Source organism: Nocardioides thalensis (assembly GCF_013410655.1).
In the GTDB taxonomy this organism is placed as follows: Bacteria; Actinomycetota; Actinomycetes; order Propionibacteriales; family Nocardioidaceae; genus Nocardioides; species Nocardioides thalensis.
On the sequence record NZ_JACCFP010000001.1, the window covers coordinates 3,507,864 to 3,524,031 of the forward strand.

The 16,168-nt window shown below is 73.8% G+C and carries 20 protein-coding genes; 13 read left to right on the top strand and 7 right to left on the bottom strand.

Translation table 11 applies throughout. From position 1 onward, the window contains the following. Positions 1–62: 62 nt before the first annotated feature. Positions 63–734 (top strand): maleylpyruvate isomerase family mycothiol-dependent enzyme, encoded by a 672-nt coding sequence (locus HNR19_RS17030; protein WP_179669021.1) that lies wholly within the window; start codon positions 63–65, stop codon positions 732–734. Between the two features lie 12 nt (positions 735–746). Here HNR19_RS17030 and HNR19_RS17035 read toward each other — a convergent pair whose 3' ends face one another. The 4 genes from HNR19_RS17035 to HNR19_RS17050 are packed head-to-tail and all read right to left on the bottom strand — an operon-like array spanning position 747 to position 3,814. Further along, the gene (locus HNR19_RS17035) at positions 747–1,412 is read right to left on the bottom strand and encodes an SIMPL domain-containing protein (protein WP_179669022.1); all 666 of its coding nucleotides are present in this window, start codon (positions 1,410–1,412) and stop codon (positions 747–749) included. A gap of 18 nt (positions 1,413–1,430) precedes the next feature. Then, positions 1,431–2,033, bottom strand: coding sequence for a class I SAM-dependent methyltransferase (locus tag HNR19_RS17040; RefSeq protein ID WP_179669023.1), 603 nt, complete (start codon positions 2,031–2,033; stop codon positions 1,431–1,433). After that, positions 2,030–2,857, bottom strand: a complete 828-nt coding sequence (gene truA / locus HNR19_RS17045; RefSeq protein WP_179669024.1) for a tRNA pseudouridine(38-40) synthase TruA — start codon at positions 2,855–2,857, stop codon at positions 2,030–2,032. Before truA ends, HNR19_RS17040 begins: the two co-directional genes overlap by 4 nt. A 21-nt stretch (positions 2,858–2,878) precedes the next feature. Beyond that, entirely contained in the window at positions 2,879–3,814 is a 936-nt protein-coding gene (locus HNR19_RS17050) for a PfkB family carbohydrate kinase (protein WP_343047248.1), read from the bottom strand. 133 nt (positions 3,815–3,947) lie between these two features. Here HNR19_RS17050 and HNR19_RS17055 point away from each other — a divergent pair, with 133 nt between their 5' ends. The 4 genes from HNR19_RS17055 (at position 3,948) to HNR19_RS17070 (ending at position 7,447) form a co-directional block, all read left to right on the top strand. Continuing rightward, positions 3,948–4,685, top strand: a complete 738-nt coding sequence (locus HNR19_RS17055; RefSeq protein ID WP_179669026.1) for a hypothetical protein — start codon at positions 3,948–3,950, stop codon at positions 4,683–4,685. Then, positions 4,682–5,113: a phage holin family protein gene (locus HNR19_RS17060; RefSeq protein WP_179669027.1), complete on the top strand. Its 432-nt coding sequence runs from the start codon at positions 4,682–4,684 to the stop codon at positions 5,111–5,113. The genes HNR19_RS17055 and HNR19_RS17060 overlap by 4 nt, the downstream gene beginning before the upstream one ends. Positions 5,114–5,115: 2 nt before the next feature. Beyond that, a complete protein-coding gene (locus tag HNR19_RS17065; protein WP_179669028.1) occupies positions 5,116–5,670 on the top strand; it encodes a DUF3618 domain-containing protein in 555 nt (184 codons plus the stop codon). 79 nt (positions 5,671–5,749) lie between these two features. Beyond that, on the top strand, positions 5,750–7,447 hold the full coding sequence (locus tag HNR19_RS17070) for an FAD-dependent oxidoreductase (RefSeq protein ID WP_179669029.1): 1,698 nt from the start codon (positions 5,750–5,752) through the stop codon (positions 7,445–7,447). Between the two features lie 6 nt (positions 7,448–7,453). Here HNR19_RS17070 and HNR19_RS17075 read toward each other — a convergent pair whose 3' ends face one another. Next, a complete protein-coding gene (locus tag HNR19_RS17075; protein WP_179669030.1) occupies positions 7,454–7,792 on the bottom strand; it encodes a DUF1801 domain-containing protein in 339 nt (112 codons plus the stop codon). A gap of 131 nt (positions 7,793–7,923) precedes the next feature. Between HNR19_RS17075 and xseA the strand changes: the two genes are divergently transcribed. Further along, complete coding sequence (gene xseA, locus HNR19_RS17080; RefSeq protein WP_179669031.1) at positions 7,924–9,150, top strand: exodeoxyribonuclease VII large subunit; 1,227 nt, start codon at positions 7,924–7,926, stop codon at positions 9,148–9,150. Further along, the gene (locus HNR19_RS17085; protein ID WP_179669032.1) at positions 9,143–9,364 is read left to right on the top strand and encodes an exodeoxyribonuclease VII small subunit; all 222 of its coding nucleotides are present in this window, start codon (positions 9,143–9,145) and stop codon (positions 9,362–9,364) included. Before xseA ends, HNR19_RS17085 begins: the two co-directional genes overlap by 8 nt. A 12-nt stretch (positions 9,365–9,376) precedes the next feature. Here the strand turns inward: HNR19_RS17085 and HNR19_RS17090 are convergent, their stop codons facing one another. Then, entirely contained in the window at positions 9,377–9,982 is a 606-nt protein-coding gene (locus tag HNR19_RS17090; RefSeq protein WP_179669033.1) for a DUF4245 family protein, read from the bottom strand. A gap of 109 nt (positions 9,983–10,091) precedes the next feature. On the opposite strand from HNR19_RS17090, the gene HNR19_RS17095 reads away from it, so the two are divergent. The 5 genes from HNR19_RS17095 (at position 10,092) to glpX (ending at position 14,244) form a co-directional block, all read left to right on the top strand. After that, on the top strand, positions 10,092–10,490 hold the full coding sequence (locus HNR19_RS17095; RefSeq protein ID WP_343047249.1) for a TOBE domain-containing protein: 399 nt from the start codon (positions 10,092–10,094) through the stop codon (positions 10,488–10,490). Further along, positions 10,487–11,269, top strand: a complete 783-nt coding sequence (gene modA / locus HNR19_RS17100; protein WP_179669035.1) for a molybdate ABC transporter substrate-binding protein — start codon at positions 10,487–10,489, stop codon at positions 11,267–11,269. Before HNR19_RS17095 ends, modA begins: the two co-directional genes overlap by 4 nt. Beyond that, positions 11,266–12,060 (top strand): ABC transporter permease, encoded by a 795-nt coding sequence (locus HNR19_RS17105; protein WP_179669036.1) that lies wholly within the window; start codon positions 11,266–11,268, stop codon positions 12,058–12,060. The genes modA and HNR19_RS17105 overlap by 4 nt, the downstream gene beginning before the upstream one ends. A gap of 142 nt (positions 12,061–12,202) precedes the next feature. Next, the gene (locus HNR19_RS17110; RefSeq protein WP_179669037.1) at positions 12,203–13,192 is read left to right on the top strand and encodes an ABC transporter ATP-binding protein; all 990 of its coding nucleotides are present in this window, start codon (positions 12,203–12,205) and stop codon (positions 13,190–13,192) included. 35 nt (positions 13,193–13,227) lie between these two features. Beyond that, positions 13,228–14,244, top strand: a complete 1,017-nt coding sequence (glpX, locus tag HNR19_RS17115) for a class II fructose-bisphosphatase (protein WP_179669038.1) — start codon at positions 13,228–13,230, stop codon at positions 14,242–14,244. Here glpX and HNR19_RS17120 read toward each other — a convergent pair. Further along, positions 14,212–15,039 carry an esterase/lipase family protein gene (locus HNR19_RS17120; protein ID WP_246304932.1) on the bottom strand — a complete coding sequence of 276 codons (828 nt, stop codon included), beginning with the start codon at positions 15,037–15,039 and terminating at the stop codon, positions 14,212–14,214. The two genes, glpX and HNR19_RS17120, sit on opposite strands and share 33 nt — an antisense overlap. Positions 15,040–15,130: 91 nt before the next feature. Between HNR19_RS17120 and HNR19_RS17125 the strand changes: the two genes are divergently transcribed. Then, positions 15,131–16,042, top strand: coding sequence for an alpha/beta fold hydrolase (locus HNR19_RS17125; RefSeq protein ID WP_179669040.1), 912 nt, complete (start codon positions 15,131–15,133; stop codon positions 16,040–16,042). Positions 16,043–16,168: the final 126 nt, after the last annotated feature.

Below are 16,168 nucleotides of genomic sequence, written 5' to 3' on the forward strand. Positions count from 1 at the left end.
CTCGACGTACGCCGACCGCGAAACCGCTGCCGCACGGCGGCAACCGTTGCGACGATCCCGCCATGGACTGGATCCGGCTGCTCGACGACGCGACCTCGGACTTCGCCCGCGTGCTCGACGAGGGCGATCTCTCGGCCGACGTGCCGGCGTGCCCGGGCTGGACGCTCGCCGACCTCGGCGAGCACCTCCGCTGGACCCACCTGTGGGCCGCGCACGCGGTCACGGACGGCAACCCGCACGGCGACCCCGCCCCGGGCGGGCTCGACCGGGAGACGCTCGTGCCGGGCTATCGCAAGGCGGCCGCCCACCTGCTCGAGGTGCTCGCGACGAGCGCGCCGGACGCGCCGGCGTGGACCTTCGGGCCCGAGCAGGCGGCCGGGTTCTGGCGCCGACGCCAGGTGCACGAGACGACGATGCACCTCTACGACGCGCTGTCCTCGCAGGGACGCTCCGACGCGTGGAGCATCGCGCCGGAGCTCGCCTGGGACGGAGTCGAGGAGGTGGCGAGCGTCTTCTACCCGCGCCAGGTTCGGCTCGGCAGGACCGAGCCGCTGCCGGGGACGCTCCGGCTCGTCGCGACGGACGTCGAGGCCGACCCGGTTGTCGTCGGCAACGCCGGCCCCGTGGCGACGCTGGAAGGGCAAGCGGCGCAGGTGCTGCTGCAGGTCTGGAAGCGGGCGCCGGTCGACGACCCCACGGCCGCCGCGCTGGTCGCGACCCGCATCACGCCGTAGCGGCCGGGCCCTTCAGTCAGCGACGAACCGCGCGTCGACCGAGGCCGAGACCTCGATGTCCTCCGGCGCGAGCTCGAGCTCGCCGCCGCCCCCGGCCTTGCCGGCGCGGGCGTACGCCGCCTCGGCGCCTCCGTGGGGGTGGAGGCCCTCGCCGAGCATGCCCGCGTCGGCGATCGCCACGGGTCGCACCTTGCCGAGGCCGAGCGCGTCGGCGTACTCCTGCGCACGTGCGGCGGCGTCCTGCACCGCCCTCGCGCGGACCGTGCGCACCAGCTCCTGGCGGTGCTTCTCGGTCAGCGCCCAGGTGACGCCGTCGAGGGTGAAGCCGGCGGTCCGCTCGACGTGGCGGCCGACCCAGCGACTGAGAGCCGCGAAGTCACGGAACTTCACCTCGACGCCGACGCTGGCGTGGTGGACGAGCGGGAGCACCTTGCCGTCCTGGTTCCACGGGCGCTGCGCCCAGGTGCGCACGTGCTGGGTGGACCACCACGTGACCGGCCCGTTGTCCGGGTCGTGCAGCTCGGCGACCGACGCCTTCACGGCCTCCAGGTCGCGCACCACCCGCTCGTAGACCGGCTGCATCTGCGGGCCTTCGAACCCGAGCTGGGCGCGGACGGTGCCCCGCTCGGGTGGCTGGAACGCGCTGAACGCGCCGCGGACGATGAGCTCGGTCGCCATGCCGGGAGGCTAGACGACTCAGCTCGCGGTGCGGGTCTCCAGCACCCGGAAGCCCTTCGCGCTCGCGAGCCGGTGCGTCGGGTAGCCCTGCTCACCGAGCCAGCGCTGGAGCGAGTCGGCGCCGAGGTTCTTGCCGACCACCATCACCGCGCGACCACCGGGGGCGAGGCGGGGCAGCCACGTCAGCAGCAGCTCGTGGAGCGCGGCCTTGCCGATGCGGATCGGCGGGTTCGACCAGATCTCGTCGTAGTCCCAGGCCGCGTCGACCTCGTCGGGGTGCAGAGCCGTGAACCGCTCCCCGACGCCGAGCCGCTCCGCGTTCTCGCGGGCGAGGAGCAGCGCGCGGCGGTTGACGTCGACAGCGGTGACCTGCGCGTGCGGGGCCGCGAGAGCGCACGCGAGGCCGATCACGCCGTACCCGCAGCCGAGGTCGAGGATCCGCCCGCCGTGGGGCGGATCGGTCTCGCGGAACAGCACCGACGTGCCGATGTCGAGGCGGCCCTTGGCGAAGACACCGGTGCCGCTGTCGATCGCGAGCTCGTGCCCCCAGACGTCGGCCGTGACCGGGGCCCGCTCGAACGGGACCGACGGGTCGGCGGAGAAGTAGTGGTCGTCGGTCATCCGGCCGTCTCCGGCTCCGGGGCCGTGCGCATCGCCGACGTCTGCTCGACCCGCGCGGCGAGCTCGGCGTCGGCTGGGTAGGCGACCTCCTCGAGCGTCAGGCCGTGCGCGTGGACCACGACCACGGCCGGGTCGCGCTGCTGCGCGGTGAGGATCTCCCCCGCCCAGGCCGGGTCGCGCCGCCCCTCGCCGACGGCGATCAGGCAGCCGACGAGCGCGCGGACCATCGAGTGGCAGAACGCGTCGGCACGGACCCGCCCGACGGCGACGCCGTCGGCGTCACGGCTCCAGTCGAGGTCGAGCAGGGTGCGGATCGTCGTCGCGCCCTCTCGTCGCTTGCAGAACGCAGCGAAGTCGTGGAGCCCGACCAGGTGGGAGGCGGCCGCGTTCATCGCGTCGAGGTCGAGCGGCCGCGGGTGGGTGAGCACGTAGCGGCGGCGGAGCGGGTCGACGACGTCGGGGTGGTCCGCGATCCGGTAGGCGTAGCGCCGCCACAGCGCGGCGAAGCGGGCGTCGAACCCGTCCGGCGCCGCGGCGACCCGGTGGACCCGGACGTCCGGCGGGAGGACGCCGTTGACGCGGCGTGCGAGCCGCTCGGGCTCGACGTCGACGCCGTCGGGGAGGTCGCAGTGCGCCACCTGGCCGCGGGCGTGGACGCCGGCGTCGGTGCGGCCCGCGCACACCACGCGCAGGGTCTCCGGCGGCAGGCGCAGCACAGTGTGGAGCGCGGCCGTCAGCTCGCCCTGCACCGACCGCAGGTGCGGCTGCATCGCCCACCCGTGGAAGTCGGTGCCGTCGTAGGCGAGGTCGATCCGGATCCGCACCGGTCCAGTCTCGCAGGGGACTCAGGCCTCGGACGTGGCCGGGAGGTCCGAGCGCCGCGGCGGGTCCGCTCCGGGCCGGCTCACGGTGACGGCAGCGCACCGCGCGGCATGCCGCAGCGCGGCCGACCACTCGTCGGCGTCGAGCGCCGCGAGTCGAGCCCGGCCGCCCGCGCCGAGCGCCGGCCACAGCGCGTCGAGCAGGCCGGCGCCGAACGTGTCGCCCGCCCCGATCGTGTCCACGACGTCGACCGGTTCGGAGTCGACAGCTCCCGCTCCTACGCCGGCCTCGCCGGCGACGTGCCAGGTCGCGCCGTCCGCCCCCCGCGTGACGACCACGGCCACCGGTCCCAGGCCGAGGAGGGCGACCGAGGACTCCTCGACGGAGCGGTCGGGCCACAGCGCGAGCAGGTCCTCGTCGGACGCCTTCACCAGGTCGGTGCGCCGCACCATCGCCTGCACCCGGGTGACGACCTCGCGGCCGGTGCCGGTCAGGCTGGGGCGTGCGTTGAGGTCGTAGGTGACCGTCGTGCGGGAGCGGACCTCGTCGACCAGCGCGAGCACGTCGTCGGCGCCGGGCGGCAGCACCGGTGCGAGGGAGCAGACGTGCAGGACGTGCGGCGCGCCGGCGGCGACCGGGCCGAGCCGCCACGTCACGTCGAAGTCGTACGTCGCCGCGCCGTCGTCACCGATCCGCGCGGTCGCGACGGACGTGTGGTCGAGAGCGTGCGGGTCGCCGGCCGGCGCGACGCCCTCGGCCGCGAGATGAGCGTCGAGCAGGCGACCCCGCGCGTCGTCGCCGTACGCCGTCGCGAGCCGGACCGGCCGCTCGAGCCGCGCGAGCGCGACGGCGGCGTTGGCCGCGCTGCCGCCCGGTCGCTCGGTGATCGCGCCGTCGGGCGCGACCACCGCGTCGACGAGGGTCTCGCCCACCACCAGGGCTCCGGCAACGCTGGACACGGCGCCACTCTCCCATCCCCGACCCAGTGCGGCGCCCGTTTGGCGACACGCCCGAGCCCGGGGTCGTCGTCGATATGTGCTGGGCGTTCCGGGGTACCGGGCGATGAACACACACGACGACATTGGGGGAAGCATGACGACCACGCATCACCCGCAGAGTCCCGGCAGCCCGACCACGGCCTACGGGAGCCAGGACACCAGCGCCAAGGAGACGGCCCAGCAGGCGGCGGGCACCGCGGCCGAGGAAGGCAAGCGGGTCGCCGGCGTCGCTCGCGACGAGGCTCGCCACGTGGCCTCCGAGGCCACCACCCAGGCCCGCAACCTGCTCTCCGACGCGACCGCCGAGGTCGAGCAGCAGTCGCGGGTCCAGAAGGACCGGCTCGCAGGGACGGTCCGCACGTTCGGCGACGACCTCGACCGGATGGCCACGAGCGGCTCCGGCCTCGCCGCCGAGCTCGCTGGCGAGCTCTCCCAGCGCGCCAAGTCGCTCTCGACCCAGCTCGAGAGCAAGGAGCCGAGCGAGCTCCTCGACGGCGTGCGCACATACGCCCGCGAGCACCCCGGCACGTTCCTCCTCGGCGCCCTCGCGGCCGGGCTGGTCGCCGGGCGGCTCGCCCGCGGCGCCAAGGAGGCCACGTCGAGCAACGGCAGCACCACACAGGTGAGCGCATCCGGGTCGGCGCCGGTACCGCCACCGCCGAGCACGTCGGCGACGCCGGCCACGCCGGCCACGCCGTCGGCGTACGACACTCCGTCCGCGGCCGGCACCGCGACCGGCGACCCGATCTCGGGCCCGGCGTCCGGTCCCGAGGCCGGCTACGGATCGCGTCCTCCGGCCCCGGAGTCCACCGAGGCAGGGGGCTGGCGATGACCCTCCACGACCACCGCGACCCGGCGGCGGGGGCGGACACGGACAGCACGACCACCCGGTCGCTGGGCGACATCGTCGGGGACATCACCCACGACATGAGCACCCTCGTCCACCAGGAGATCGACCTGGCGAAGGCGGAGCTCAAGCAACAGGCGACGCGCGCCGGCAAGGGAGCCGGGATGTTCGGGGGTGCCGGCGTCGCCGGCTTCCTCACCCTGCTGTTCCTCTCGCTCGCGGCGACGTACCTGCTCGACAACTGGATGCCGGTGGAGCTCGCCGCGCTGATCGTTGCCCTCGTCTGGGCGGCGACGGCAGCGGTCCTGGCCCTGCGCGGCAAGAAGGAGATCCAGCAGACGGAACCGCAGCTCCCGGTCACGCAGCACTCATTGAAGGAGGACGTCCAGTGGGCACGAGCACAGAAGAGCTGACGATGAGGGAGCGGGAGATCGCAGCGACGCGCAGCTCCCTCTCCCGGGACCTCGACGAGCTGAGCGACAAGGTGAGCCCGAGTCGGGTCGTGCACCGCCGCACCGAGGCCGCGAAGGGCAAGCTGACGTCGGTGCGCGACAAGGTGATGGGCAGCGCGTCCGATGCCCAGCACCGTGCGGCGTCGGCGACCGGGTCGGTGGGCGACTCGGTGAGCGGTACGGCGCAGCAGGCGGTCGGCACCGTGCAGTCGAAGACCGAGGGCAACCCACTGGTCGCGGGCGCCGTCGCCTTCGGTGCCGGCATGCTCCTGTCGTCGCTGCTGCCGGCGAGCGCGCGCGAGACCCAGGCGGCGCAGCGCGCCGTCGACGCGGCGAAGGACTCCGGCCTCGTCGACGAGGCGAAGGCCGCGGGCCAGGAGATGAAGGACCATCTCCAGGACTCGGCGCAGCAGGCCGCCGAGGAGATCAAGTCCACCGGCGCCGACGCCGCGCAGCACGTCAAGGAGGAGGGACAGTCCTCCGCCGAGACCGTGAAGTCGGAGGCGCAGTCCGGCTGAACCACCAGGGGAACGAGGGGTAGGACCGGCGCCGCCGGGGCTCGTGCCTCGGCGGCGCCGGCGCGTCATACTTCCCCTCGTGGACGCAGAGCCCGCCGCCCCCCGGCCCGCCATCGTGCTCGTCTCCGAGGAGCGGTGCGAGTTCCTCCGCGACGAGTTCGGTCGCTACGCGCGTGACTACGAGATCGGTACGGCGACCTCGGCCGCCGACGCCGAGGCGCTCGCGAAGGAGCTGACCGCCGCCGGACACCAGATCGCCCTGTTCGTCACCGAGTCGCGGCTGCCGGACGGCCCGATCCTCGCGGCCCTGCACCGGCTGCGGGTCGCCGTACCGACCGCCCGGCGCCTGATCGCCGCCCACTGGGACCACTTCCTCGCCGACGCCGACGAGCTGCGCAGCGGCATGGTCACCGGGAAGTACGACGCCTACCTGCTCATGCCGCGCGGCGTCCGCGACGAGGAGTTCCACGGCGCCGTGTGCGAGCTGCTCTCCGACTGGGGCTCGACCGTCGGGGCGCCGGTCGTGACGCCCGCCGAGATCGTCGGGACGCCCGACGACCTCGTGGTGCGCGAGATCCGCGACTACCTCGAGCGGATCGGGCTGGCCTCGGGCCTGCACGCTCCCGACTCGCCCGCTGGGCAGGCGCTGATCGCGCGCTGGCGCGAGGAGCAGGGCAGCGAGCCGAGGCTGCCGCTGTTCCTCAGCTCGCGCAACGGCCTCAGCACGCCCGCCGGCGCGCGTGACGTCGCCACCGCTCTCTACGGCCGCCCCGACTCGCTCGACCCCGAGGGAGCCCACACCGTCGTCGACGTCTGCATCGTCGGGGCCGGGCCGGCAGGCCTCGCGGCGTCCGTCTACGCGGCCTCCGAGGGCCTGATGACGGTGACCGTCGAGTCCGACGCCATCGGCGGCCAGGCGGGCACCAGCTCGATGATCCGCAACTACCTCGGCTTCCCGCGCGGCGTCTCCGGGATGCGGCTCGCGCAGCGGGCGCGGATCCAGGCGCTGCGGTTCGGCACCCGCTTCTTCACCGGCTGGGAGGTCGAGAGCCTCACCCCCGGCGCCGACGGCGCGCCCCACACGGTGCACACCGCCGGCGGCGACGTCCGCGCCCGGGCCGTCGTGCTCGCCACCGGCGTCACCTACCGCAAGCTCGGCGTCGACCCCCTCGAGGCGTTGGTCGGCCGCGGCGTCTACTACGGCAGCGCGATGTCGGTCGCCCGCGAGATGGAGGGCGGAGACGTCGTGGTCGTCGGCGGCGGCAACTCCGCCGGGCAGGCCGCGCTGCACCTGGCCCGCTTCGCGCGGTCGGTGACGATCGCCGTACGGCGCGAGGGCCTCGAGGCGACCATGTCGACGTACCTGATCAAGGAGATCAGCTACCACCACCGGGTGTCGGTGCGGCCGTTCACCGAGGTGGTCGACGGCGGCGGCGACGGGCGGCTGGAGTGGCTGACGCTGCGCGACCGCCGCGACGGCAGCCAGGACACGACCGCCGCGGCCGGGCTGTTCCTGCTGCTCGGTGCCGAGCCGCGCAGCGACTGGCTGCCCGACGGGATCGCGCGCGACGACAAGGGGTACGTCCTCACCGGGCGCTCGGTTCCGGCCGAGACGTGGGTCGACGGCGTGCCGCCCCCGAGCCTGTGCACGACCGTTCCCGGCATCTTCGCCGTCGGCGACATCCGCTCGGGCTCGATGAAGCGGGTGGCCACCGCCAGCGGCGAGGGGGCGGGCGTCGTACCGCTCGTGCACGCCCACCTCGGCGGCACGGGCTGACCGACGTCAGAGGGTGGCGGTGGTCGTCGCCAGCACCCCGGCCAGCTCGCCGACGTCGACGGACTGCCCCTCGCGGAACTCGGCCGCCTTGCGGTCGCCCTTGCCGAGCGAGCGCCAGCCGTCGCCGTCCACCTCGGTGGCGTTGAAGACCATGAAGGTGACCTTGTCCTTGGCGTTGTGGATCACGGCCGCGTAGTGGCCGTCCTTGAGGAAGTGCGGCTTGCCGTACTGCAGCCGCTCCTCCACGCCGGGCACCGCCGCGTGCACGAGCTCGCGCAGCTGCTCGCCCACGTCGCGCTGCCACGGCTGCGCCTTGGTGAAGTAGTCGGTGATGACGTCGGACATCGTGTGCTCCTGAGGTCGGGGTGCGGCCGGGGTGGCCGCCTCACCCCCCACGTCGAACGGCGGTTGCCGGATTCGACACCCGGCCGCGCCCGTTCTCATCGGTGTCGCCGGGATCAAATAGGGTCACCCGCGTGGCCATGGAGACCTCCCTCGAGAAGCCGGCACCCGTCCGGCAGGTCGCCAACGCCATCTCCGGCTGGATCGACAAGCTCGGCGCGATCTGGGTCGAGGGCCAGGTCGCCCAGGTCAACCGGCGGCCCGGCGTCGGCACCGTCTTCCTCACCCTGCGCGACTCCGTCGCCGACATCTCGATCACCGTCACCTGCTCCCGGGTGCTCTTCGACAGCCTGCCGACGCCCGTGACCGAGGGCGCGAGCGTCGTCATCCACGCCAAGCCGTCGTTCTACGCCAACCGCGGCACGCTCTCGCTCTACGCCCGCGACATCCGGATGGTCGGCCTCGGCGAGCTGCTCGCCCGGCTCGAGCAGCGACGCCAGCTGTTAGCGGCCGAGGGCCTGTTCAGCGCGGCCCGCAAGCGGTCGTTGCCGTTCCTGCCGGCCACGATCGGCCTGGTCACGGCGCCCGGCTCGGCCGCCGAGCGCGACGTCGTCGACAACGCCTCGCGTCGCTGGCCGGGCGTCGTCTTCCAGACGCGGTACGCCGCGATGCAGGGCCCGCGCTCCGCGGCCGAGGTGATCGAGGCCGTACGCCGGCTCGACGCCGACGAGTCGGTCGACGTCATCGTCGTCGCGCGGGGCGGCGGCTCGGTCGAGGACCTGCTGCCGTTCTCCGACGAGGGCCTGATCCGGGTGGTCGCGGCGGTCCGGACGCCGGTGGTCTCCGCGATCGGCCACGAGCCCGACCAGCCGCTGCTCGACCTGGTCGCCGACGTGCGCGCGTCCACGCCCACCGACGCCGCGAAGCTGATCGTCCCCGACGTGGTCAGCGAGAGCTCGGGCGTCGCGCAGGCACGCGACCGGCTGCGTCGCGCCCTCGAGGCCTGGCTGGCCCGTGAGCAGGCCGGGCTCGACGCGCTCCGCTCGCGACCGGCGCTCGCCGACCCGCGCTCGCTGCTCGACCAGCGCGACGACGAGCTGCTCGGCCTCCGCGAGCGCATGCGCCGCACGCTCGGCCACCGGCTCGACCGGGCCGCCGACGACATCGACCACCACCGCGCCCGGGCGCGGGCGCTCTCGCCGCTCGCGACGCTGCGCCGCGGCTACGCCGTACTCCAGGACGCCGACGGGCACGTCGTCACGTCCGTCGCCGGGGTCGGCGACGGCGCACCCCTGCGCGTGCGCGTCGCCGACGGCCGGATCCACGTGACCACCACCAGCACCGAGGAGATCGATGTCTGAGCAGACCGACGACGAGCGACCGTCCTACGAAGCGGCCCGCGAGGAGCTGGTCGAGGTGGTCCGCCAGCTCGAGGCCGGCGGGACCTCCCTCGAGGAGTCGCTCGCGCTGTGGGAGCGGGGCGAGAAGCTGGCGACGATCTGCCAGGAGTGGCTCGACGGCGCGCGCGAGCGGCTCGACGCGGTGATCGAGGCCGACGACGGAGCAGAGGACTGACGAGCGGACTGGCTAGCCGTCGACCGGCTCGGTCGTCAGCAGCTCCATCACGCGCTGCAGCTCCGCAGCGGACGCGGACCCGTAGACGATGACCGTCTCGGCGCGGCGGCCGGCGCCCAGCTCGGCGACGTACGCCGTGTCGCCGCCCTCGTCGGTCCAGGTCTGCCACTCCGGGGCGACCGAGTCGACCTCGATCGACTCGCCCTCGACGAGCTTGTCGGGGTCCTCCTCCACGTACTGGGTCAGCAGCCCGGTCGCCGAGACCCCCGCGGCCTGCCGGATCCCGATGAACGCGTCCTCGTCGTCGCGCAGCAGGTCGAGCTCGAAGCCGCCGCCCTCCTCGACCGGGACGATCGCCTCCGTCGCGATCCAGCCGTCGGGCAGCGAGGCCGGGTAGACCGGCTCCTCCCCCGCCTGCTGGAGACCCGAGACGACGTCGAGGTAATCGACCTCCTCCGGGTCGATCTCGAGGTCGTTGCGGAACAGCCCCAGCACCCACATCACCACGACGACCGCGACCGCGGTCAGCACGAGGGCGGCGACGAGGCCACCGGCGGAGCGCTGGTACTTGCCGGGCCGGCCCGTCGGCTCCTGCGGCTGGGTGGTCGTCTCGCTCATGACGTCCCCATCCTCCCAGACGAGCGCGGACCACCCGGAAGCGGCAGGCGTGGGTCGCAGATGCGGTAACTCTCGTGACTTTTTGGCGCAGGTGCGGCAGGCTTCCAGCGTGAGCAAGTACCGGATTGCCGAAGCCGCCGACGTGCTCGGCGTCAGCTCCGACACGGTGCGCCGCTGGGTCGACGCCGGTCGCCTGGAGGCGACGACCGAGGGCGGTCGCACGGTCGTCGACGGCCCGGCGCTCGCCGAGCTGGCGGCGTCGCTGGTCGACGAGGCCGACCGCGAGCGCACGCGTGCCGGATCGGTCAGCGCGCGCAACCGGATGTCCGGCATCGTCACGCGGGTCACGAAGGACACGGTGATGGCGCAGATCGAGATGGTCTGCGGGCCCTACCGGATCGTCTCGCTGATGAGCGCCGAGGCCGCGACCGAGCTCGGGCTGGAGCCGGGGGTCCGCGCGATCGCGTCGGTGAAGTCGACGTCGGTCGTGGTGGAGCGTCCGCGATGAGGCGTACGGCGGCCGCGGCCGCCGCCGCGCTCCTGCTCCTGCCCGCCGGCTGCGGCTGGGGCGGCACCGATGGCGACGGCGACGAGGGGACGACCCTCACCGTGCTGGCGGCGTCGTCGCTGACCGACGTGTTCGAGGAGCTCGCCGCGGACTTCGAGGCGGAGCACGAGGGCGTCGACGTGGAGCTGGTGTTCGGCTCGAGCACCGATCTCGCCGAGCAGGCCGCCGACGGGGCGCCGGTCGACGTGCTGGCCACCGCCGACCGGGAGTCGATGACGATCGCCGTCGAGGCGGGGGCCATCGGCAACTACGGGCCCTTCGCGTCCAACGAGCTCGTCCTGGTGACCCCGGACGCCAACCCGGCGGGGATCACGTCGCTCGACGACCTCGACGGCGCGACCTGGGTCCGGTGCGCCGACGAGGCACCGTGCGGGAAGGTCGCGGTCGCCGTACTCGCGGCGAACGACTTCGACGCCGAGCCGGCGAGCCTCGAGGAGGACGCGCGGACAACGCTCGACAAGGTCGTCGCCGGAGAGGCCGACGCGGCGCTCGTCTACGCGAGCGACGCCCGGTCGGCGGGCGACGACGTGACGACGGTGCGGATCCCGGGGAGCGCCCAGCACCGCGCGACCTACCTGATCGGCACGCCGACGGTCATGGTCGCCGACGAGGACGCGAGCCCTGGCGGCGGGGAGCTGCTCGCCCAGGAGTTCCTGCTGCTCGTGCTGGGCGAGACCGGACGGGCGGTGCTCGCCGACGCGGGCTTCGGCCTGCCATGACCCGCGACCCGCTCGGCCGGGCGCCGGTCGCGCTCATGCTCCCGGCGGCGCTCGCGCTGGCGGTGCTCGTCGTACCCCTGCTGGCGATGGTCGCCGCCACCGACCTCGCCGCCCTGCCCGACCTGCTCGCCTCCGAGGCGCTGCGCGACGCCCTCTGGCTGTCGGTGGCGACCTCGACCGTCGCGATGCTCGCCTGCTGCCTGCTCGGGCTGCCGCTCGCATGGGTGCTGGCCCGGGTCGAGTTCCGCGGCCGCCGCATCGTCCGGGCCTTCGTGATCGTGCCGATGGTGCTGCCGCCGGTCGTGGCGGGCATCGCTCTGCGCACGGCGTTCGGCCGATCCGGGCTGCTCGGCGAGCCGATCCTCGACGTCACCGGCTTCGCGTTCCCCTACACGACCTGGGGCGTCGTGCTGGCGCACGTCTTCGTCGCCCTGCCGTTCGTCGTGATCAGCATCGAGGGGGCGCTCCGCTCCGCGGGGGTGGAGTACGACGCCGCGGCCGCGACCCTGGGAGCGGGCCGTTGGCTCACCTTCCGCCGGGTGACCGTGCCCCTCGCACTGCCCGGCATCGCCGCCGGGCTGGTGCTGGGCTGGGCCCGCTCGCTCGGCGAGTTCGGCGCGACGATCACGTTCAACGGCAACTACCCCGGCACCACCCAGACGATGCCGACCCTGATCTACACCGAGCGCCAGGCCGACGCCGACGCCGCCCTCGCCCTGAGCCTGGTGATGCTCGTCGTCTCGGTCGGCGTCCTCGTCGCCCTCCGCGACCGTTGGCTGGTGACCGCGTGACCGCCGAACCGGCACTCTTCGGTGCGCAAACTGGCACCTTTCGGGGTTCGAGTCGGCACGCTTGTCGACCGGACTGCCGGTTCGGACCCCGGACCCTGCCAGTTCGCGCACCGAAGTGTGCCCGTTCGACAGGCACGAGGCGATGAGGCTCGAGGCGCACGTGGTGGTCCCGGGGCGGCTGGACGCGGAGATCACGGCCGACCCGGGGGACGTGGTTGCGGTGGTGGGGCCCAACGGGGCGGGGAAGAGCACGCTGGTGCACGCGCTGGCCGGCCTGGTCCCGGCGAGTGGCCACGCGCGGCTCGGTGGGCGTGACCTCCTCCCACTCCCACCGCAGCAGCGGGGGGTGGGCGTGGTGTTCCAGGACCGGCGGCTGTTCCCACACCTCACCTCGGTCGACAACGTCGCCTTCGGGCTCCGGGCGAGGTCTCGTGACGGCCGCAAACGGCCTCCTCGACCTGCGGAGGCCCGGGCGGAGGCGCAGCGGACGCTCGACCGCCTCGGCGTGGGCCACCTGGGCGACCGCAAGCCCCGGAAGCTGTCCGGCGGGCAGGCCCAGCGGGTCGCCATCGCCCGCGCGCTCGTCACGGACCCCGACCTGCTGCTGCTCGACGAGCCGTTCACCGGGCTCGACGTCGGCGTCGCCGCCGAGCTGCGGATCGAGCTGGCGCAGCACCTGGCCGCGTTCCGCGGCGTCACCCTGCTGGTCACCCACGACGCCCTCGACGCGCTGACGCTTGCCACCCGGGTGGTCGTCCTGGACGAGGGCCGGGTCGTCCAGAGCGGTCCGCCCGACGAGGTCGCGGCACGCCCGCTCACCGAGCACGTGGCCCGCCTGGTCGGGCTCAACGTGGTGCGCCACGGCGACGAGCTGCGCGCGTTCCCGCCCGCGGCGGTCACGGTCTCGCGGCACCGGCCCGACGGATCGGCCCGCAACACGTGGTCCGGCACGGTGCGCAGCGCGGCGCCGCACGGCGACGCCGTACGCCTCCAGGTGGCGACGGAGTCGCAGACCCTCCTGGCCGACGTGACGCCGGCGGCCACCCGCGAGCTCGCGCTCACCCCCGGCCAGGAGGTGTGGCTCGCGGTCAAGGAGACCGCGGTCACCCGCTATCCCACGGTTGAGCGGTGAACGGCCCGACCGACCCGGCCGGATAAGGTTCGCCCATGAACGCGGATGCTCTCGCCGTCCACCCGCCCGCTCCCGACCGGAACCTCGCGCTCGAGCTGGTGCGCGTCACCGAGGCCGCCGCCATGGCCGCCGGACGCTGGGTCGGCCGGGGTGACAAGAACGGCGCCGACGGCGTGGCCGTGCAGGCGATGCGGGTCATGATCTCGACGATCGGCATGAGCGGCACCGTCGTGATCGGCGAGGGCGAGAAGGACAACGCCCCGATGCTCTACAACGGCGAGCAGGTCGGCGACGGCACCGGCCCGGAGTGCGACGTCGCGGTCGACCCGATTGACGGCACCACGCTGACCGCCAAGGGCATGCCCAACGCAGTGTCGGTGCTCGCGGTGAGCCCGCGCGGCTCGATGTACGACCCGTCCGCGGTCTTCTACATGGAGAAGCTCGCGACCGGCCCCGAGGCCGCCGACGTCGTCGACATCCGCTACCCCGTCGCCGAGAACATCCACCAGGTCGCCAAGGCCAAGGGCTCCAACCCGGCCGACGTGACCGTGGTCCTGCTCGACCGGCCCCGTCACGAGAAGCTCGTCGACGAGATCCGCGAGACCGGCGCGCGCATCAAGTTCATCTCCGACGGCGACGTCGCGGGCGCGATCATGGCCGCCCGCGCGGGCACCGGCGTCGACCTGATGCTCGGCATCGGCGGTACGCCGGAGGGCATCATTGCCGCCTGCGCGATGAAGGCGATCGGCGGCATCATCCAGGGCCGCCTCTGGCCGACCGACGACGACGAGCGCCAGAAGGCCCTCGACGCCGGCCACAACCTCGACCCCGACCACGTGCTGACGACCGACACCCTGGTCACCGGCGACGACTGCTTCTTCGTCGCGACCGGCATCACCGACGGCGAGCTGCTGAAGGGCGTCCGCTACCGCGGCGGCGGCGCGATCACCGAGTCGCTGGTCATGCGCTCGCGCAGCGGCACGATCCGCACCATCACCTCCGAGCACCAGCTCCAGAAGCTACGCAGTTTCTCCTCGATCGACTTCGACTGAGAGACCCGCGGCGCTCTGCCTGTGCAGGGCGGCGAGCACCTGGTCGATGACCCGCGGGTCGACGGCCATGCCGATGTGGGAGGCCCGCACCTCGACGGCCGTGCCGTCGGGGTCGATGCAGGCGCGCCAGTCGACGATGCCGTCGCGGCGCGAGAAGATGTTGGTCATCGCGACGCCGTCGGCGAGCGGCTCCTGGGTCTCGCCGAAGCTCAGCTCGGCGCACGACCCGCCGACGCAGTCGTCGGACATCAGGCCGGGAATGCCGACCCGGCTGAGCCGTCGGAGCACGTCGACCCCGCCCGAGAGCAGTGCGTGGTGGGCCGCGGGAGCCCGCATCGGGCTGCCCATCGTGACGATCCCCGACACAAGGTCGGGACGGCGTACGGCGACGCCGCGCGCGATCATTCCGCCGAGGCTGTGGCCGACGATCTGCACGCGGGAGCCGCGCCGGTCGGCGATCCGCTCGAGCCGCGACTCCACGAGCGCGGCGGCGTCGAGCGCGCAGCCGATGTTGGCGTGGATGGACGATCGATAGGTCCGGTAGCCCTTGGCCCGCAGGGCCGCCGACATCTCGTGCAGCGTCCAGTCGCCGGCGAGGAAGCCCGGCACCAGCAGCACCGGCTCGGCGGCGCGGACCGCGGGCCGGGCGGCGTAGGGGGTACGGCGCCGCGCTCGACGGTCGGAGCCACGGCGGACGGCGAGCCGGCCCGCCTCCGCGGCCAGGCTGCTCTCGCGCAGCAGCGCGACGAGCGGCGGGCGGCGGTAGCCGTCCGGCATCAGGAAGGGCGCCATCATGTGACCCACGTCTCCCATGCTACTTAGTTGAAACATGTACGTCTGACGAATCGGCCGCTCGGCATGTCGGTTGACCCGTCACACTGGAGGAATGTCGACGCATGCACCGGTGGCCGTCTCCGCAGAGCTGCTGGCCCCGCTCCCGACCGGCGTGGAGGTCTGCTACCAGACGTTCGGGCAGCCCGAGCACGAGCCGCTGCTGCTGGTGATGGGTCTCGGCGGGCCGATGACCTGGTGGGACGCCGCCCTCTGCGAGGAGCTCGCCAGCCGCGGCTTCTACGTCATCCGCTACGACAACCGCGACACCGGGCGGTCGACCCGCTGCGAGGGCCGCGTCGCCAGCCACAGCCTGGTGCGCGCGTTCGTCGGCGCCCGCACCCGGCCGCCGTACTCGATGGCCGACCTGGCCGCCGACGGCCTGGCGCTGCTCGACCACCTGGGCATCGAGTCGGCGCACCTCGCCGGCGTGTCGATGGGCGGCATGATCGCGCAGACGATCGCGATCGACGCCCCGGAGCGGGTGCGGAGCCTGACCAGCGTCATGTCGACCACCGGCCGGCGCAGCGTCGGCTGGCAGCACCCGTCGCTGCTCCCCACGCTGCTGGTCCGCCGCGGCCCCGACCGCGACTCCTACATCGCCGGCGCGCTGAAGGTGTGGCGGCTGATCGGCTCCCCCGCCTTCCAGCCGACCGAGGAGGAGCTGCGCAGCCGCGCCGGCGACACCTACGACCGCGGCGTCAGCGTGCAGGGCGTGATGCGGCAGATGATGGCGGTGCTGACCCAGCCCGACCGCAGCGCCGCCCTCCACGACCTGCGCATCCCGACCCTCGTGGTGCACGGCCTCGCCGACCGGATGGTCCACGTCTCCGGCGGGCGCGCCACGGCCGCCGCGATCCCGGGCGCCGAGCTGCTGCTCATCGACGGCATGGGCCACGACCTCCCGGCCGCCCTCTTCGACACGTTCGCGACGGCCATCCGCCGTACGGCGGACCGCGCCTCGTGAGCCGACGGCCGCCCCGCGCGATCACCTGGATGTGATTCGAACGGTGTTATCACCGCCGCTGCGGGTAACTCCGAGACGCTGAGCCACCCCCCGACGGTCTAGACAAAAACGCGACTTCCGAGGAAT